This is a genomic window from Staphylococcus auricularis (assembly GCF_051172115.1).
GTDB lineage: Bacteria > Bacillota > Bacilli > Staphylococcales > Staphylococcaceae > Staphylococcus > Staphylococcus auricularis_A.
Map to the genome: position 1 here is coordinate 759,845 of NZ_JBPIZN010000001.1, position 16,997 is coordinate 776,841.

At 37.6% G+C, this 16,997-nt stretch carries 16 protein-coding genes and 2 tRNA genes; 6 read left to right on the top strand and 12 right to left on the bottom strand.

Going from position 1 to position 16,997, the window contains the following annotated elements; all coding sequences use genetic code 11:
• Positions 1 to 7: 7 nt before the first annotated feature.
• The 3 genes from menH to ACSBRB_RS03670 are packed head-to-tail and all read right to left on the bottom strand — an operon-like array spanning position 8 to position 3,816.
• Positions 8 to 796, bottom strand: a complete 789-nt coding sequence (menH, locus tag ACSBRB_RS03660; RefSeq protein ID WP_435031662.1) for a 2-succinyl-6-hydroxy-2,4-cyclohexadiene-1-carboxylate synthase — start codon at positions 794 to 796, stop codon at positions 8 to 10.
• On the bottom strand, positions 783 to 2,471 hold the full coding sequence (menD, locus tag ACSBRB_RS03665) for a 2-succinyl-5-enolpyruvyl-6-hydroxy-3-cyclohexene-1-carboxylic-acid synthase (protein WP_435031663.1): 1,689 nt from the start codon (positions 2,469 to 2,471) through the stop codon (positions 783 to 785). Before menD ends, menH begins: the two co-directional genes overlap by 14 nt.
• Positions 2,458 to 3,816, bottom strand: coding sequence for an isochorismate synthase (locus ACSBRB_RS03670; protein WP_435031664.1), 1,359 nt, complete (start codon positions 3,814 to 3,816; stop codon positions 2,458 to 2,460). Before ACSBRB_RS03670 ends, menD begins: the two co-directional genes overlap by 14 nt.
• 187 nt (positions 3,817 to 4,003) lie before the next feature.
• Here ACSBRB_RS03670 and ACSBRB_RS03675 point away from each other — a divergent pair, with 187 nt between their 5' ends.
• Positions 4,004 to 4,942, top strand: coding sequence for a 1,4-dihydroxy-2-naphthoate polyprenyltransferase (locus tag ACSBRB_RS03675; RefSeq protein ID WP_435031665.1), 939 nt, complete (start codon positions 4,004 to 4,006; stop codon positions 4,940 to 4,942).
• Positions 4,943 to 5,010: 68 nt separating this feature from the next.
• Here ACSBRB_RS03675 and ACSBRB_RS03680 read toward each other — a convergent pair whose 3' ends face one another.
• From ACSBRB_RS03680 to ACSBRB_RS03700, 5 genes are all read right to left on the bottom strand, one after another.
• The gene (locus ACSBRB_RS03680) at positions 5,011 to 5,562 is read right to left on the bottom strand and encodes a GNAT family N-acetyltransferase (RefSeq protein ID WP_435031666.1); all 552 of its coding nucleotides are present in this window, start codon (positions 5,560 to 5,562) and stop codon (positions 5,011 to 5,013) included.
• 226 nt (positions 5,563 to 5,788) lie between these two features.
• Positions 5,789 to 6,274, bottom strand: a complete 486-nt coding sequence (locus ACSBRB_RS03685) for a peptidoglycan recognition protein family protein (protein WP_435031667.1) — start codon at positions 6,272 to 6,274, stop codon at positions 5,789 to 5,791.
• An 88-nt stretch (positions 6,275 to 6,362) separates the two neighbouring features.
• Entirely contained in the window at positions 6,363 to 6,737 is a 375-nt protein-coding gene (locus ACSBRB_RS03690; RefSeq protein WP_435031668.1) for a phage holin family protein, read from the bottom strand.
• A 285-nt stretch (positions 6,738 to 7,022) separates the two neighbouring features.
• Positions 7,023 to 7,625, bottom strand: a complete 603-nt coding sequence (locus ACSBRB_RS03695) for a CPBP family glutamic-type intramembrane protease (protein ID WP_435031669.1) — start codon at positions 7,623 to 7,625, stop codon at positions 7,023 to 7,025.
• Between the two features lie 4 nt (positions 7,626 to 7,629).
• A complete protein-coding gene (locus tag ACSBRB_RS03700; protein ID WP_059106500.1) occupies positions 7,630 to 7,815 on the bottom strand; it encodes a YkvS family protein in 186 nt (61 codons plus the stop codon).
• Positions 7,816 to 8,014: 199 nt separating this feature from the next.
• Between ACSBRB_RS03700 and lplA the strand changes: the two genes are divergently transcribed.
• Positions 8,015 to 9,001, top strand: a complete 987-nt coding sequence (gene lplA / locus ACSBRB_RS03705) for a lipoate--protein ligase (protein ID WP_435031670.1) — start codon at positions 8,015 to 8,017, stop codon at positions 8,999 to 9,001.
• Positions 9,002 to 9,101: 100 nt separating this feature from the next.
• Here the strand turns inward: lplA and ACSBRB_RS03710 are convergent, their stop codons facing one another.
• The gene (locus tag ACSBRB_RS03710) at positions 9,102 to 9,320 is read right to left on the bottom strand and encodes an IDEAL domain-containing protein (protein ID WP_435031671.1); all 219 of its coding nucleotides are present in this window, start codon (positions 9,318 to 9,320) and stop codon (positions 9,102 to 9,104) included.
• A gap of 244 nt (positions 9,321 to 9,564) precedes the next feature.
• On the opposite strand from ACSBRB_RS03710, the gene ACSBRB_RS03715 reads away from it, so the two are divergent.
• The 4 genes from ACSBRB_RS03715 to ACSBRB_RS03730 all read left to right on the top strand — a co-directional run bounded on the left by ACSBRB_RS03715 (position 9,565) and on the right by ACSBRB_RS03730 (position 11,776).
• Positions 9,565 to 10,134, top strand: a complete 570-nt coding sequence (locus tag ACSBRB_RS03715; protein WP_435031796.1) for a competence protein ComK — start codon at positions 9,565 to 9,567, stop codon at positions 10,132 to 10,134.
• A gap of 178 nt (positions 10,135 to 10,312) precedes the next feature.
• A tRNA-Asn gene (locus ACSBRB_RS03720) sits at positions 10,313 to 10,387 on the top strand.
• Positions 10,388 to 10,390: 3 nt separating this feature from the next.
• Positions 10,391 to 10,479: transfer RNA gene (locus ACSBRB_RS03725), tRNA-Ser, on the top strand.
• A 388-nt stretch (positions 10,480 to 10,867) separates the two neighbouring features.
• On the top strand, positions 10,868 to 11,776 hold the full coding sequence (locus tag ACSBRB_RS03730; protein WP_435031672.1) for a DUF2268 domain-containing putative Zn-dependent protease: 909 nt from the start codon (positions 10,868 to 10,870) through the stop codon (positions 11,774 to 11,776).
• A gap of 92 nt (positions 11,777 to 11,868) precedes the next feature.
• Here ACSBRB_RS03730 and ACSBRB_RS03735 read toward each other — a convergent pair whose 3' ends face one another.
• The 3 genes from ACSBRB_RS03735 to ACSBRB_RS03745 form a co-directional block, all read right to left on the bottom strand.
• Positions 11,869 to 13,377 carry a bifunctional metallophosphatase/5'-nucleotidase gene (locus tag ACSBRB_RS03735; protein ID WP_435031673.1) on the bottom strand — a complete coding sequence of 503 codons (1,509 nt, stop codon included), beginning with the start codon at positions 13,375 to 13,377 and terminating at the stop codon, positions 11,869 to 11,871.
• A 157-nt stretch (positions 13,378 to 13,534) separates the two neighbouring features.
• A complete protein-coding gene (locus tag ACSBRB_RS03740) occupies positions 13,535 to 14,893 on the bottom strand; it encodes a TrkH family potassium uptake protein (RefSeq protein WP_435031674.1) in 1,359 nt (452 codons plus the stop codon).
• Positions 14,894 to 14,911: 18 nt separating this feature from the next.
• Positions 14,912 to 16,945: a S1C family serine protease gene (locus ACSBRB_RS03745; RefSeq protein ID WP_435031675.1), complete on the bottom strand. Its 2,034-nt coding sequence runs from the start codon at positions 16,943 to 16,945 to the stop codon at positions 14,912 to 14,914.
• Positions 16,946 to 16,997: the final 52 nt, after the last annotated feature.

The window sequence follows — 16,997 nt, forward strand, 5'->3', positions numbered from 1 at the left end:
GTCCTCCTTAATTTATAAAGCTTAATACCATTTTATCAAATCTCGTTGCATCTTCCACGTGAATCGTATGTCCACAGTCAGGAATGTTTTCTTGTTGTACATCCGGAATCTCTTTAGACATCTGATTCGCAATACGGTTGAATTTTTGATCTAATGCACCGGTCATTAATAACGTTGGTACCTCTAATTGTGGGAGTTGTGACCACATATCAGGCATAAAGCCTGTCCCATAATCCTTTAAAGCCTTTGCTAAACGCTCTGGTTGCTGACTTAAACGTTGTTCACGTATGGCGCGTTGTTGTGCTTTGGGTAACTGTTTTTGCGTATAAAATAGCGGGAGTTTCTCCCAATCGTTAACGAAGACTTCTAGCCCTGCTATTTCTAATACTTTAGCTCTAGCAAGATCGACCTTTTGTCGTTCTTCTCGATCTGCCTCGCTCTGGATACCAGGTGACGTACTTTCTAATATGAGTCCAGTTAATGCAATTTTACCATATAATGCATAATAAAGTGCAATGCGACCTCCCATAGAATATCCTTGTAAATAAATGTCGTAACGCTCAAATTGAGACAATGTTTCATCTAAAGCTTGTGCGATGAAAGGGAAATCCCACGTTTGCGTCATATCCGATACGTCTTGACCATGGCCAGGTAAATCAATTGTGAGTACATGGCAGTGCTCAGTAAAATCTTCTATAAAAGGTTCATATGTCGTTTGATCACTGATAAATCCATGTAATAATACTAGGAGTTTCGTTGACGACTCTGGCCCCTCGTAAAAATTATAATAAAGCATGTATCAAATCACCTAACTTCTGATATAAAACCTGATGTTGTGCGTGATTATCGTCACGATCTGTCACTATTTCATAGATGTGTGCACCAAATGAGGATAACTGCGTCATTTCAAACGTTTGTAATGATTCAATGCGTTCAAATGTGAAATCATACAATAGTGCTGCGTGTTTAAAATCGAGACCTGTTGGTGTACCAAATAAGCGTTCGAAATAATTTCCTGCTGCTGAACGTTGGGGTAAATAAGAAAAAATACCCCCTCCATCGTTATTGAGCAAAATAATATTTAATGGAATCTCGTTGAGTTTAGACATTAATAAACCATTCATGTCATGGTAAAATGCAAGATCTCCGATTAATAACGTCACTTTTTTATGTGCTGCCATACCTAATGCAGTAGAAACGACACCATCGATACCATTAGCACCCCGGTTCGCATAGACATTCGCTTTACAATCGATTAATAAGTTATCTATATCGCGGATAGGCATACTATTGCTAACAAATAAATGATCGTCTTTGGTTAATTTTTTCAATAACCGATCAATATATGCCGCTTCATCTGTCGCTTGTTTCATATGTCGTTTTACTTCAGTCCGGCTTTGTTTTTCCAACTGTTGCCATTGACTGAGCCAGTGATGTCTGCGTTTCGCAGGTTGATCTGCTAACGCTCTGAAGAAGTCATTAGCAGACATTTCATACGTGATATGTGGCGGCACTGGGAAACTACCAGGTTCGTCATGATTTTGGACAAGAATTTGATACGCATCTGTGCTTTTCAGCCATTGGTTTAACGCTTTAGAAATGACTGGTTTCCCTACTCGAATTACAAATTGTACATCATCTAGTGGTAAATCCGCACGTAATAATAAATCATACGTTGTGATGACATTTGGATGATCATATTGTCTTAGCTGACTTAATGGATCCGCTAAAATAGGCATCTCATGTATGGTTGCAAAGGTAAAGATTTGATCGATCTCTTGATGTTGCATATCTCCGACGATGATTAACCCGCGTTCTTTTCTAAACAATGCGTTTAAGCGGTCAAACGATGCTGTTTTTTGATATTGCGGGATGGTTTTATGCTGCGTAGTTAACCAATCTGTCATCGACAAATCAGGTGTTAACGGTTCGCGAAATGGGATATTAAAATGAATCGGGCCTCGATGTGGTCCGTAGAAATATTGGCTTGCCTTTTGCATTTGAAATTGTACCGTTTCGACCATATAGTTCGGTTGATCTTCATCAGCAATTTGAAAATCAAATTGAAATGCAGCGTAATTTTGGAACATTTGACTTTGATTAATCGCTTGAGGTGCAGCGATTCCTCTCAGTTCATGCGGGCGATCACTCGTAAGCACGATTAATGGTAAATGACTCATGTGACTTTCAGCGACGGCTGGTGTGTAATTCGCTGCAGCAGTTCCTGACGTACATAATACTGCTACAGGACGTCCACTTCCTTTAATTAATCCTAACGCAAAGAAGGCAGCACTGCGTTCGTCCAGATGAACCCATGATTTCATGGCAGGATGCGCTTCGATTGCAATCGCTAACGGCGTTGACCGGGACCCAGGACTTATCACGACTTCACGTACACCATAGGCATATAATTCAGATACAAATGTGAAGACCTCTTTCGTCAACGCTTCAATATGTTTAGTTGTTGTCATGATTTTCCACTCCTAACGCGCGCATCATCGGTGTAAATTTCACAGCTGTTTCAGCGACTTCACTATCCGCTACAGAGTCACTCACTATACCGCAACCAGCAAATAATGTAGCTTGATTCCCTTTGATTAACATTGAACGAATGGCAACGATAAATTCACAATTATTATAAATATCGATAAACCCAACTGGGGAACCATATAGTCCTCTTGTCCCAAACTCATTCTGTTCAATATACTCTACCGCTTCATCTTTCGGATAACCACCTAACGCAGGGGTTGGATGTAGATAATCTAATAATCCGATATAAGAGCCATCTTTTAATGGTGCTTTGATTTCAGTGTATAGATGATACATAGAATCATTTTTTAGAATATCAGGAATATCATTATATTCTACATCTTCGACATAGTCGTCGATATCATTTAAGATGCTTTTCACGACAAAGCGATGTTCATTTAGATTCTTCTCATCTTCTAAGAAAGCATTGACGTTCGCTTGATCTTTCGCCTCATCATGTGTACGTTTTATTGTCCCTGCCACTGCTTTTGTAGATAAGACATTGTCATTCACTTCCATGAGCTGTTCAGGCGTTTGTGAAAAGAAGATGCTGTCGCCTGATTCTAAGATGAAGATATAGCTATTAAATTCGTTTTGTAATGCGCGTTGTAAAATAATTGGAATATAAATCGGTTTCTCAAATAAATATAAACGACGACGTGCTAACACGATTTTTTTACTTTCATCTAATTGTTCGATGGTTTGTTGTACTAAATCACGCCATTCATCTTTATAGATATCATCTTGTTTTTTGATTGCACCCATGTCTTCAGGTGTAGCTTCAACTGTAGACGTTAAGTGAGAAATAATCGCTTGAAAGTCGCCGATATCAAATGTTTCACGTTCTGTGGTATACGTGATATAAGAATGGTCACCTTTTATTGTTACTAATACTTCAGGTAAAATGAAGTGATTGATGCCAAACTGTCTCCATTCATCATCTGATTTATGTGCAGAAAATTGAAAGCCACCGCATAACTTAAGATGGTGCTGTTCTGAACATGGATGAATGAATGAAATCTCTTTTCTATCTTTTTCCCATTCGTGGAAGATAGATTGTTTTTTTTCTACATCATTTTTATATTTTTTAAGTGCTTTGTAGCCGAAAAATGACATACTGTCATCATTTTTACGAAAATAAAACCGATCATCAAAGTCTGATTCAGTTAATTGAAAAAGTGTCACTGGATTTAAGGCATAGTCTAACTCAGCTTCTACAGAAACCCATTTTCGATTACTTTCATATACAGCTTCGGTAATTTCGTCTACTTTGACTTCCACCGTCATTCATGTCACTTCTTTCGTATTTCTAATTATACTCATTATAAAATTATATCATTTTTAACACAAACAGTACTAGTATCTACCGTGAATCTATCGTTACTGGTCGCATGATTGACCTTTCATAGTTCTTCTATTAAAATTAATTTGATTTATCAATTAAACAAACTAATAGATGAGAGGTAATAATATAATGGTTTCTCAATATCAACAGTATTCTACTGTGCGTAAGTATTGGCAACTCATGAGACCCCATACCTTAACTGCTGCAGTCATTCCTGTGTTGGTCGGAACGGCTACAGCGAAACTGTTCCTCTTAGGTAGTGAAGAACATCTTAAACTATCATTATTCTTAGGCATGTTACTCGCTTGCTTACTGATTCAAGCAGCAACGAACATGTTTAATGAATATTACGATTTTAAGAAAGGATTGGATGACCCGACATCCGTTGGGATTGGCGGCGCCATCGTCAATAAAGATATGACGCCACAAAAAGTGCTCAACTTAGCCATTGCCTTCTACATTATCGCAGCACTTATCGGTATATTTCTAGCCATCCAAAGTTCGCTCTGGATTTTACCGGTTGGACTTGTGTGCATGGCAGTGGGTTATCTATACACTGGTGGACCGTTCCCAATATCATGGACGCCACTCGGTGAGATCTTCTCAGGTCTCTTCATGGGTATGATTATTATTTTAATTTCGTTTTATATCCAAACGGGCGTACTTGATGGTTATGCCGTATGGATGAGTATTCCTATCGTCATTACGATTGGTTTAATCAATATGGCGAACAACATTCGTGACCGTGTTAAAGATAAGGCAAAAGGTCGTAAAACCCTACCCATCTTACTCGGTAAACGTTTATCTATCATCGTAATGGCTGCGATGTATATCATCGCCTACCTATGGGTTGTATTTACAGCATTGTTTAAAATCGAAGGATCATTGTTCTACTTACTCGTATTACTTTCCTTCCCAATGCCTATTAAAGTGATTAACCGCTTCAAGAAAAATGATACACCTGCAACGATGATGCCAGCGATGGCTGCGACAGGGCAAACGAATACAATGTTTGGTCTGCTCTATGCCCTAGGTATTTATATCAGTGGACTACTCGCAGGAATTTAATAAAAATAAAAGAGGTCGAGACAAGTTGTTTCATCTAAACAATCCATGTCTCAACCTCTTTTTTTATATTATTTTAAGAGCATATGATGATGAAGGTGACCATATAAATCAATGTCACTTTCACGTTCAAAACCTAATTTTTTATAGAGTCTTAACGCATTTGTGTTTTCTTCATCGCAGTTTAAACTCCATTTATATTCAGGGTGTTCATTCACCACGTGTTTAATCAATCCTGTAGCAACGCCTCTGCCTCTGTATTCAGGGAATGTTGCGACAGTTTCGATATACCATTCATCATCGTTTGCCTCTTCTAACGGCATCGGTTGACCTAATTCACGAATATCATCGTCCATGTCAATTTGCATCCATGCATCTTCTAGTTGACGCTCATCCTTACCAGGATAAGCTACTAAGCAGCCTGCAACTTCTCCATCAATTTCATCCACCCAAGCGTGACTATAATGACCTCGATAGTTCACATCAACAATACTTTGTTCAAGCACATCGATTAAACGTGATTTTTCAATTTTTTTGACATGTTCTATTTCGAGTTCTTCTAAAATGATGTAATCAAGCTCTGCTAAAGCGGACTTATCAGTTGCTTCGGCCTTTCTAATCATAAATATCCCTCTATCTTTTTAATTTGTGTTACATCTCCAGTATATCTAACTCACATAGGTACCTAAAGTAATCAGCTTTGCACCATGATTTTACTGTATACGTCATGTTGTGATGGTGGCTCCTAGTTAACTGCTTCATAAAAGCCCGTTATGTATAAAAAACTTCCTACAAACACTCATATCAATGTTGTAGGAAGTTGGGTTTCATTTTGACTTGTGTTATTGCTTATAAGTATTTGGCAACAGTCTGATCGATGACGGTCATGTCGTGTCTGCGATAACCACATGCTACTAATAAATTGCCTGGATCTTGTTTATCTTGCTGTAGATCTTGATGGCCTGGCATGTGGTCCCAATGATTAATATGCCACGACCGACAAAGTGCAGCCATTACACGACAAGCATTATCAAGCGATTTGAGGGTACGTGCGCGACTCGTAAAATAGCAAGCCTCTAATCCAATTGCTGCATCATTAGCATGATAACCATACCATTGCACATCTTGAGTCGTGTCATATCTTACATGCCATGCTTTTTCATCAGTAGGTATACAGACGATGGCTTCATGATCATCGACAAAGAGGTGCGCAGAAGCGGTACGAGCTATATCTATATTGTAGGTATTGATATAATAATCGACATTATTTTGTGCAGTACTGTTAATATTCCCAGTATCGTGAAACACAGTAAATATCGGCTGACCTGTCGTCATCTTTTGCCCTGAGCGCCTCGAACCGATGGGTAAAAGTTGCCGATAAACAGGCACACCATTCCAATAAGCTATAAACTATTTCATTCTATCATTCCCCTTTCTTCGCTTGAATATTTAAACGCTGCTTAACTGAATCTGGTACAGGGACATCGAGTGCAATCGCATTTTCTAAAATACTTGTTGCCTCTCCTAAGACAAAGAACAAGACAGAGCTATTGATGAGTAACCCATTCAAATGAAAGATAAGATCAATCAAGTTCGTCATGATAAGTACACAAATATAAGCAATTTTCTTAATGTACCCTAACATCGCACGGCGACTCCAAAGTTCATCCAGATAAAAAGCTTTCAGGACACCAGTAACAATGTCCGCAAACATTAGAATGAATAAGCCATACATGAGTTGATGATTCCCTGAATATAACAAATAATACAGATTAACCACATGAATATCGTAATTCATCATAAGACCTCCCCTCTTATCATTGGTCTATCTTATATATCGAATATTTTGGGACAGGGAGCCAAAAAAGGTCCTACCATATGACATGAACACATTTTCCAAAAAACAAAAAAGAGGAGAAACATCCTCTAGTAGGATGCATCTCCTCATATGCAAAGTATACGAACATAACCACTCTTTAAGGTTCACCTTAGCTTCTTAAAATGGAGTGTTGTATATATCGGTTTGTCGTTTTCACCAGTTAAGTGTCACTAACGAATCATACGTTGTAACTCAAATCTATACCTAAGCGTGGAATAGTAATAAGATCACGACAGCAGCAATCTGAGCGACAATCGTTGTAGCAATGCGTTTCGTGTAAAAATAACTCAATGATAACACGAGTTGTAATAAGAAAATGAAAATCACAATCCACATACTATCTAAATAGATAAATAGTGATGCAGAACACAATGCTGTAATAATGATACTTAACCATGCTGGGAAATTCAGTTTATCTAACTCACGCTGTAAAACGGATCTCATATAAAGCTCATGACATGGCATCACAAATACTAACGTCACAAACATTTGCCATTTATAATAAACACCAGTTCTTGGTAGTTCTCTTATTAATGACGTATATTTAATTTCTGATGAAATCGCAGCTAATATCAGTTGGATTGCAATTAATATCAGTGATGTAATCAGACCAATAAAGATTGATGTCAGTAATCGTTTGGATTCTATATCTCGTTGATAGAACACATAGCTGATGCCTGCAATTAGCATAATACCAGTATATAAATACCAGTACTCTTGTTTTTCACCCCACATAACGATGAGAATAATGTGAAATACAATGAAGCTAAGAATAAACCATATTAAAGCTTTCGAGATTTTTTTCATGTTTTTATCCTTCTTGATCAACTATTTTATATCTTTTATGGTTAATCACCGTTTTTTCAGGTAGATCTAATTGATTGAAGTTATCCATAATAGTTAAATCTACAATGACTGAGTTATCGTTGATTTTTTCTACACGGCCTCTTAAACCGTCATAAAATTCTACAATATCTCCTACTTCTGCTACAGTCATTTTCTAACCTCCTCAAAGTGCTAACTAGATAATATTGTACTAAAAACATTCTAACAAATAAACAAATATCATTGTAAATTTAAAACATTCAAGGATTATACTTTCTTTTGAAAAACAACGATGTAATCGTTGCATTTTTACATAAAATATAGCATAACTAACATAAGGGCTTATATAAAAGGCAAAGGAGTGGAGCACTATGAAATTTGTAAGTAATCACGATATCACAGATCCAACACTCAATTTGGCAATTGAAGAATATGTATTAAAATATTTGCCGAATGATGACAGTTATTTTCTATTCTATGTGAATCGACCATCCATTATTATTGGGAAAAATCAAAATACGATTGAAGAAGTGAACAAATCGTATGTCGACGAACATAACATCGATGTGGTACGTCGTATTTCTGGAGGCGGTGCTGTCTATCACGATACTGGAAATTTAAACTTTAGTTTTATTACAGATGATGACGGTAACAGTTTCCACAACTTTAAAAAATTCGCTGAACCGATTGTAGAAGCATTGAAATCTTTAGGTGTCGATGCTGAAATGTCAGGTAGAAATGATATTCAAGTCGGTAACGCAAAAATTTCAGGAAACGCAATGGTGAAAGTCCAAGATAGAATGTTTAGTCATGGTACACTCATGTTAAACAGTGATTTGAATGAGGTTCAAAATGCATTACGTGTGAACCCTGCGAAAATCAAATCAAAAGGGATTAAATCCGTGCGTAATCGTGTCGCTAACTTAGAAGAATTTTTAGATGAACCGATGGACATTGCGTCGCTTAAACAAATTATCTTGAAATCAATTTTTGGAGAAGCGAGCGCTGAAGAATATGTACTGACAGATGAAGACTGGGAAAAAATCGAAGAATTAAGCCAACGTAAATACAAACAGTGGGATTGGAATTATGGACAAAATCCAAACTATAATTTTGAACGTGAAGAAAAATTTGAAAAAGGCTTCGTACAAGTTAAATTTGACGTGAAAAAAGGACGTATCGAACACGCTAAAATATTCGGAGACTTCTTCGGTGAAGATAACGTCGCAGATTTAGAACATGCCCTAGAAGGTACATTGCATGATTTTGATAGTATTAAAGAAGCGTTATCACCATATGATCTATATCAATACTTTGGTGACATAGATCGCCACGAACTCATTCGTTTGATGTCTTAAGCCGAAATTAGAATATAAATTAAAAGGTCTATTTTCTAATGTGCTACGTCGCATAGAAATAGACCTTTTTTATTCATTCAATGATTGGTGCAAACACGAGTTAATCATCAAAACGATCCTCCAATTGATGATATTCTGTAACATAACGATTAAAATCCTCGCTATTTTTATTTTTGAGTGCTTCATCGATGTATGCTTCTAACTCTTTTTTTCTCACATTGCGCAATGCTTCTTCAATGATATAACCAACACCAATCTCATTGACTTCTTTAATCATTTGTTCAAGCTGATTGCTGTGTGCGTAAGTATAGTGTTCCATATAGTCTCCTCCTTACTCAATTTGTATAGAAATAGTATACATCTTATATGTTTTGAAATCAATGAATTTTCAGATATTTATTTAGTACTTTCACATCGTCAAAAAGATTACAGTTTTTAAAATATAGAAGCGAACTTTTAGCTGATTTTAAATTGTGTTATATTGAAAAAATAATTTAATTTATGCCTTTATTTTACGTTATCGGTCGTATATTATTAATTTACATCCCAACCGAAAAGGAGGCATTTTTATGAATTTTCATTATGTCATTAAACAAGGAGATATGGCTTTAATCCCTAGTGATTCAGTCCATGATATGTTTGAAAGAACTACGATATTAAAGTATAACGATGAGCCCTTCACCGTCAAAGAACGGACTCAGAAGATCATCGAACGTTCTTGCAGATTTTATGGCAGCACCTATGCTTACAAAAAAGAAGATACGATACGTATTACAGGTATTACAAGTAAACCGCCGCTATTATTCACGCCACTGTTCCCTACTTATTTCTTTCCTACCCACTCCGATCGAAAGCAAGAAAATGCATGGATTAACATTCACTACCTTAAATCGATCAAACCCCTCAAAGATAGAAAATGTAAAATCATTTTTGTCGATAAACAAACCGTCACACCTAACGTCTCAGCACATAGTATCAATCATCAATTCCTCAATACAGCCCTCTATTATTATATGATGGATCGTCTCGCAAGTGTCACAACCTTTGATCCAGATGCTCCCATTGACTATTCTAAGCCACAACTTAATATTTACGAAGCACTAGCCAAATACTCAATTTTAGAGAAAAAGTAGCTACCTATCTATTCTTATCTCATTCAGATTGTCCCATGTAAAACCAAAAAATGCGGAGTATTATATTAATTTAGTGTAAATATTCCGCTAATTTTTTTAACTTTACCTCTTGAAAAATTCACTGTAGTTGCTATAATTATATTTGTGCTTGATAAGAGATACATATTCAACAGATTAATCCACAGTAGCTCAGTGGTAGAGCTATCGGCTGTTAACCGATCGGTCGTAGGTTCGAATCCTACCTGTGGAGCCATATGGAAACGTACTCAAGTTGGCTGAAGAGGCGCCCCTGCTAAGGGTGTAGGTCGCGAGAGCGGCGCGAGGGTTCGAATCCCTCCGTTTCCGTTTTGATAATTTCGAGATACCCCAAAACCTTGATATGACAAGGTTTTGGGCTTTTTATTTTGTGACAAAATATAGTAAAATCGAACAAAAAGGACACTTTTGAGGCCTATTCTACAGTGGGCATAGTAAACTCAATAGCCCCCTCCCAATTCGCTGTTAACGTTGTCTTACCGCTTCTACTCATACTTCACTTGTGAGTATCGTCATTTTTAATACAATACTTTATCCTTATCGAGTATACCCCTATTTTACTACGTAACGTTGAAGCCTTTTTTAAGCTCATATTAAAAAACTCATCTTTTTCATCCCTTTTTTGTTAAATATGTCATTTAATCTTAACATTGGCTAAATTATTTTTTGTGTATACTATATTTGGAGGTGTAGACACATGCCACAATTTAACATCATTCATTCCAATGACGTCTACCAAACGATTATTCATGATTTGGAATTACAAGAAGAGAAAAATGCCTATTTAAAATCAAAGTTATTGGAACCTTTTAAAGAAAAATTCAAAATACAGCACATCCCTTTCGATCAACCATTCAACGGGTTTGATGTCATCTCATTTTATAATTCTATGCATATCGCTGCAGATGATCTTAATTCATCTCATCTACCATTAGTAGAACAATTTGACGATGATTTTTGGCAAACGTGTGAGAATGCGATGCAAGAGGCAATCGATTATTTTGAAAATCACGACGTACATCCTACTGTTGAGACGTATACATTTTCAGCCTTTCTCGGCGATGCGCAAAAACCAGCAATGGCTCTCAATAGCAATTACAGTGGTGATGGCGGTATCCCTGGTTACCTCTTTATCTCCCTCGTTCCTAATGATTACACGTTAGCGCGTGTGAAAGCAGCAATTGCGCATGAAATGAATCATAATATCAGATATCAGTTCGTTCAATGGGACGGTGGCTCTTTAGCGGAAATGATTGTATCTGAAGGCTTAGCGGAAAACTTTGTAGAAGCATTGTATGGCTCAGATGTCGTTGGCCCCTGGGCGAAAAACGTAGACGAAACAACACTCAAAGAAACGGTTAAGCCTATGATTAAAGCACACTTGGACATCAACAATTTATTTGAAGCGATGCCTTATTTATACGGCGATGATATGACCGTACAAAGTGGTGGCAAACCTGTAGGACTGCCACATGCGGCAGGTTATACATGTGGTTATGAATTGATTAAGTACTTCATGGAAAAAACGGGCACACCTATTCATGAGGCGACGCAATTGGCTGCGAGTGATATTCTCGCGCAAGTAGAAGACTTCTGGAATGTATGAAATATTTGCGTCCAGCAAGTCGTGAATAACCCTCTACAATTCAACAATAAAGCAAAAAAGACAGCTCATTGAGGCTGTCTTTTTATCGTGTATTAATGTTGTACGGTAAAGTTATTTTTGAGTTTTGGCGTGTAATCCTGTTGCGCAATTTGATCAGCAATTAATTCACCGAGTGTCGTATCTGAAATTTGATGGATATAAGCGTCATGTAACATGTGTTTAAAGCTGCGATAACAATAGTCTGTCATCGTTACACGATAATTATGATCTAACTGTATGCCTTCTAGCGTCACGCGCTGATATGGCGGTGCGCTCATATCAATATGATACTCAAATCCTTGCCAGAACGTACACAGCGTCTCATCCACGATTGTTAAACTCAATCTTCCTTCATTAAAGGCGAGATGCGCATAACTGTATTCAAGTATATTTTTAATATCTTGGCCTTTAATCGTTATATCAGCTGGGTAATCTGGATGTGGGCAGGCGTTATAAATATCATGATGTGTAACCATTCCCAGTAAGCCATGCTCACCATTTTTCGGCATATGGACGCAACTAATCGCATTGGTATAAACGGATTGAATACTATCTTGTAGGAGTTGTGTAAATGGATGCGGGGTTGTCACAACATCTTCTAACCCTTCTATATGCATCTCTACAGGCTTCGCTGCCACACATTCTTCACTCCAATACTCAACTGCCTTTCGATCATAGTGCGTTGTATTCAATAGCATGTCGTCTTCTTCATACTTATTCAAATCAATGACTTGAGGCGTCACGTGCTCGAGTTCGTACGATGTCGTATGCTTGATAAAACTCAACTCAATATGGACCAGTTGTTCTGCATTCTGGCCTGCTTGGACATAGACCGTTTTGTCATCATTGCCAATATACGTCTGGCGTTGATGTCCCGTAATTAATAGATCAATGACCCCTACGCTTTTAATGAGCTTTTCTGCTTCATTTGCATTAAGTGCGCGATCGACGTGAGATTGACTTAAGCGGTCTAAGCCACCGTGGTATATCGCAATGAGGAAATCTGGTGCTTCATTTTCATAAATATAAAGAATCCAACGTTTCGCAGACGTAAGCATCTTCTCAATACGTACTTCCGGTTCGAGTTCAAAGTATTCTCGGTCCATTAAACCTTCCGACGTCAAACCGATAATAGCAACTTTTACCCCGTTGAAAATTTTTGTCGTGAATGGTGTAGAAAAATAAGGTTCTCTTGTTTGTGCATACTCAATATTGGCAGATAACCAAGGAAATCGTGATAATGCCACTGCTTTGGAAAAGAATGATAATCCGAATTTAAATTCTTTCGGGCTAATACCGCTCGCATCGTATTGCATTGCATTCATTAATTTTATTAACGGATGACGTTTATAAGGGGCAACGACTGCATAGTAAAAGGCAGCAATTGATCCTGCGAGACTTCCACCACTATCGAGTAATAAGACGTTATCGTTGTTTTGACGTACTTCTTTTACATAGGTCCCTGCGCGATAAATGTTTGAACCATGGGGCCCATTTAAAAACTGACTGTGCATGTCAGACGTTGCTATAACATCAATTTTTATCGTTTCATTTTTAGCCATCTCCACACCTCCGCTTTATTTTAGTGTATCACGAGTGATGCAATTTTATAACTCACATTCTATTGTCATTTACAAATAAAACCCTCATTGCACTTTTTTAGGTAGCAATGAGGATTTTTAACTTCAATGTACAAGTTGATGAACTCATTTTATTATATTAACCAATTTGAATACGTTCTTTAGGATAGTGATATTTATCTGGTTCACGTCGGCCACCAATCATAATGATGAAGCAGATTAAGCCCACACGACCGATAAACATTAAGATCATGAGTACCACTTTCGATACTTCAGTTAAATCGCCTGTCACACCGAGTGACAGACCACACGTACCGAACGCAGACATGACTTCAAAGAAGATTTGAATGAGTGACATCTGTTCGCCTTCAGAGACGAGCATGACAATCACACTACCAAATGTAAGTATCGTTGCCATGATAAAGACTGCGAATGAACGTTGCACATCTGAAATATGAATCTCGCGGTTAAATGCTTTGATCGAAGAACGTTCATTGGTGTTGTTAAAGTTGAGTAAGAACAAGATCAGAATTGCAAATGTAGTTGTTCGAATCCCACCACCTACTGAACTTGGTGAGGAACCAATGAACATCAATAAACTCATAAGCATGTTCGTTCCGTCAGTAAATTCACTCACATCAATGGTTTGTAATCCTGCACTTCGTGTTGTAGCAGATTGGAATAGCGCATAAAATAATTTCTTATGCCAACTCATCCCTTCAAATACATGATTATTTTCCAAAATTAAAATGACTATAATACCGAAAATAAATAAACCAAAATAAGTTACTGTTGTAATTTTAGTAAATAATGAAAATCTAAAGTTGGTCACCCTATTTTTAATATAAGCTTTCGTTTCTAACAGTACTGGAAAGCCTATTGAGCCGAGAATAATTAAGAACATGACGATCGTTTGCACGAAGTAATCGTTCGCATAAGGAATGAGTGATTTACCAGTAATGTCTAAACCACCATTCGTCGTTGCTGAAACCGACACGAAAATACCTTGCATGACCGCATATTTCAAATCTGGGTTATCTTTATAAAAGTAAAACGCGAGCAACATCGCACCAACGATTTCAATAAACAGAATCGTGCGCACGATGTCGAGGATCAGTTTGACGGTCCCGCTCATACTGTTTTTATTATTGTCTAACATGATTAATTGGCGTTCTCTTATACCGATACGTTTACCTAATACCACCCAGAGTAACGTACCGATCGCCATGACACCAATCCCGCCGATGTTTAAAATCACCATGATGATGATTTGACCAAACATGGTATAGGTATCTGCAATGTTTACGGGTGATAACCCAGTGACACTGACACCTGAAACGGCAAGAAATAAGGAATCTAGTGGGTCTACATCCACCCCGGGTTTATGTACATACGGTAAGTTAAGCAATAAGAACGCCACGATGATTGCAAATAAGTAATACATCACAATCCCTTGTTGAGGACTAGATTTCCTTAATAACTGATTGAGAATGGACAATACGAATTCACCTCAACACTACTTCAGATTTAGTTTCATATTTTTAAGTTTGCCATCTCGATAGATTTTCATATCTAATGTGTTTAAATCTTCTCTATGTTGATTAATCACTTGTTTATATCTTAGTGTGTCTTCAATATCTTTCCCATCTAATTCTACTATGACATCATTTTTTTGCAAATGAGATTTAGAAGCAGGAGAATCTGATTTCACTTCTCCAACGACAACCCCACCATTCACGTCATCTGGAATGTCCATGCTTGATTTCACACTATCATCTAAATCTGCAACGTTCGCAATTTTTACGCCTGTTTCTGGATAAGTGACTTTACCTTTAGATTCCAACTCTTTTGCAATGTCCATCACATCATTAATTGGTAAAGCAAACGCAATGCCTTCTACATTATCCATATCAATTTTTAGAGAGGCAATTCCGACGAGTTTGCCTTTGTTATCGATCACTGCACCACCTGAATTACCTGGATTCACGGGCGCATCCATTTGAATAGCATGAATGAGTTCATCATCTTGACCATCTTTATCGACGTCGACCGGCACATGTCGATCTAAACCTGAAACAATGCCTTCACTGACACTGCCTTTAAAATCAACACCTAATGGATTACCCACTACGATAATCGGTTCACCTAATACAAGCGCTTTAGAATCACCGATTGGCATTTTTTTCACATTGTTATCTGATTTAAGTTTCACTTTGACAACAGCGACATCAGAATTTTTATCTTTACCGATGACTTCACCAATAGCTGTATCCTTTTCGTCATAGGTAATTTTTTGTTTTTTATGTGAGCCGACCACATGTTCATTGGTCAAAATGTATGCGATGTTCCCGGATTTCTTATAAACGACACCAGAACCCAGTTCGTCATCTTGTTTCGTACCTTGTGTTTCTTTTTCTGTAGAAGATTGATTGTCGGATGTATTATTTTCTACTGTCACGACAGAATCTACAGCATTATTCGCATTTTTCATCGTTTCAGTATATTCTTTATCTCCATCGTCACTGAAAATATTCGGCTTATCATTATTGTGATTCACATTGTTAAAGATTAAAAAGATTAACAGACACAATAAAATCACGCCTAACGCAATGACGAGTTTAGGCCAGTGTTTTTTAAAGAACGCTTTCACACCTTCCAGCATGTCATTCAAATCAAATTCGGACTCGCGATTATGATCTTTGTCGCTTTTATGATTACCGAATAATGGTGTACCTGATTTTTGCGCTTTTGTGCTTTGCGTTTTCTCCTCTGCTGCTTGAGTATGCTGATCATTATGAAGACTGCTATACGGTGTCCGTTGTTGATCTGATGGTGTATCCAGTTGGGCATCTTCATCCGCACGAGTTTGTGATAACGTATCATCGGTCGATTCAGTCGCTCGTTCATCTACATTCAAACCGTTTCTTCGTTTATTATTTGCAAGAGCAGCACCGATTGCATCATCTTCATCACGGTGGTCAAACGTGTGTGGTTCAGCAGTTTCATCTGTTTCTGCATCATATTCATCTGAACGGTTTGGTGTGTCTTCTAATTCGTTTGGTCGCGTATGATCCTCACTTTCAATTTCTTCATCTGTAGAGGTTGAAAATGAACCCGCATCCTCTGTTGTCTCTAGCGAATCATCAGACGTGGATTCCTCGTCTAGATCTTTGTCCGAAGTTTGTGATGCTGTATCACTTGCTTCGCGTTCTGAATCAGAAAGTGTATCTTCGATATCATCATTATCATTAACACTTGAATAAGGTACGCGTTTTTGCTCAGAAGGTGTCTCCGTTTCATCTATGTAATTTGCCTGATCATCACGGGAAGTGTGATCATCTTGCGTTAATTTTTCAATGCGTGCTTTTTCTTCGTTTTCTGCTAAACGTGCTCTATTCTTCTCAGCTAATTGTCGCTCACGTTCAGCTGAGGCTTCCGCTTCACGTTGATTGGCTTTAATACGTTGTTCACGCTCTTCATTATGGAAGAATTCACGTCTCTTACGGCGATATTGTGATTTAGGTATCACGTGTTTCTTATCTCTATCCACCAAAAATCCTCCTTACCTCGTTGTGCACTGACCACTATGTATCACACGATAC

Excerpts from the sequence above, each read along its gene's own strand:
- menH (WP_435031662.1), bottom strand. The coding sequence starts at position 796 with ATGCTTTATTATAATTTTTACGAGGGGCCAGAGTCGTCAACGAAACTC.
- ACSBRB_RS03710 (WP_435031671.1), bottom strand. The coding sequence starts at position 9,320 with ATGGAACACTATACTTACGCACACAGCAATCAGCTTGAACAAATGATT.
- lplA (WP_435031670.1), top strand. The coding sequence starts at position 8,015 with ATGAAATTTGTAAGTAATCACGATATCACAGATCCAACACTCAATTTG.
- ACSBRB_RS03695 (WP_435031669.1), bottom strand. The coding sequence starts at position 7,625 with ATGAAAAAAATCTCGAAAGCTTTAATATGGTTTATTCTTAGCTTCATT.
- ACSBRB_RS03690 (WP_435031668.1), bottom strand. The coding sequence starts at position 6,737 with ATGAATTACGATATTCATGTGGTTAATCTGTATTATTTGTTATATTCA.
- ACSBRB_RS03680 (WP_435031666.1), bottom strand. The coding sequence starts at position 5,562 with ATGATTAGAAAGGCCGAAGCAACTGATAAGTCCGCTTTAGCAGAGCTT.
- ACSBRB_RS03670 (WP_435031664.1), bottom strand. The coding sequence starts at position 3,816 with ATGACGGTGGAAGTCAAAGTAGACGAAATTACCGAAGCTGTATATGAA.
- ACSBRB_RS03735 (WP_435031673.1), bottom strand. The coding sequence starts at position 13,377 with ATGGCTAAAAATGAAACGATAAAAATTGATGTTATAGCAACGTCTGAC.
- ACSBRB_RS03700 (WP_059106500.1), bottom strand. The coding sequence starts at position 7,815 with ATGACTGTAGCAGAAGTAGGAGATATTGTAGAATTTTATGACGGTTTA.
- ACSBRB_RS03685 (WP_435031667.1), bottom strand. The coding sequence starts at position 6,274 with ATGACGACAGGTCAGCCGATATTTACTGTGTTTCACGATACTGGGAAT.
- ACSBRB_RS03675 (WP_435031665.1), top strand. The coding sequence starts at position 4,004 with ATGGTTTCTCAATATCAACAGTATTCTACTGTGCGTAAGTATTGGCAA.
- menD (WP_435031663.1), bottom strand. The coding sequence starts at position 2,471 with ATGACAACAACTAAACATATTGAAGCGTTGACGAAAGAGGTCTTCACA.
- ACSBRB_RS03730 (WP_435031672.1), top strand. The coding sequence starts at position 10,868 with ATGCCACAATTTAACATCATTCATTCCAATGACGTCTACCAAACGATT.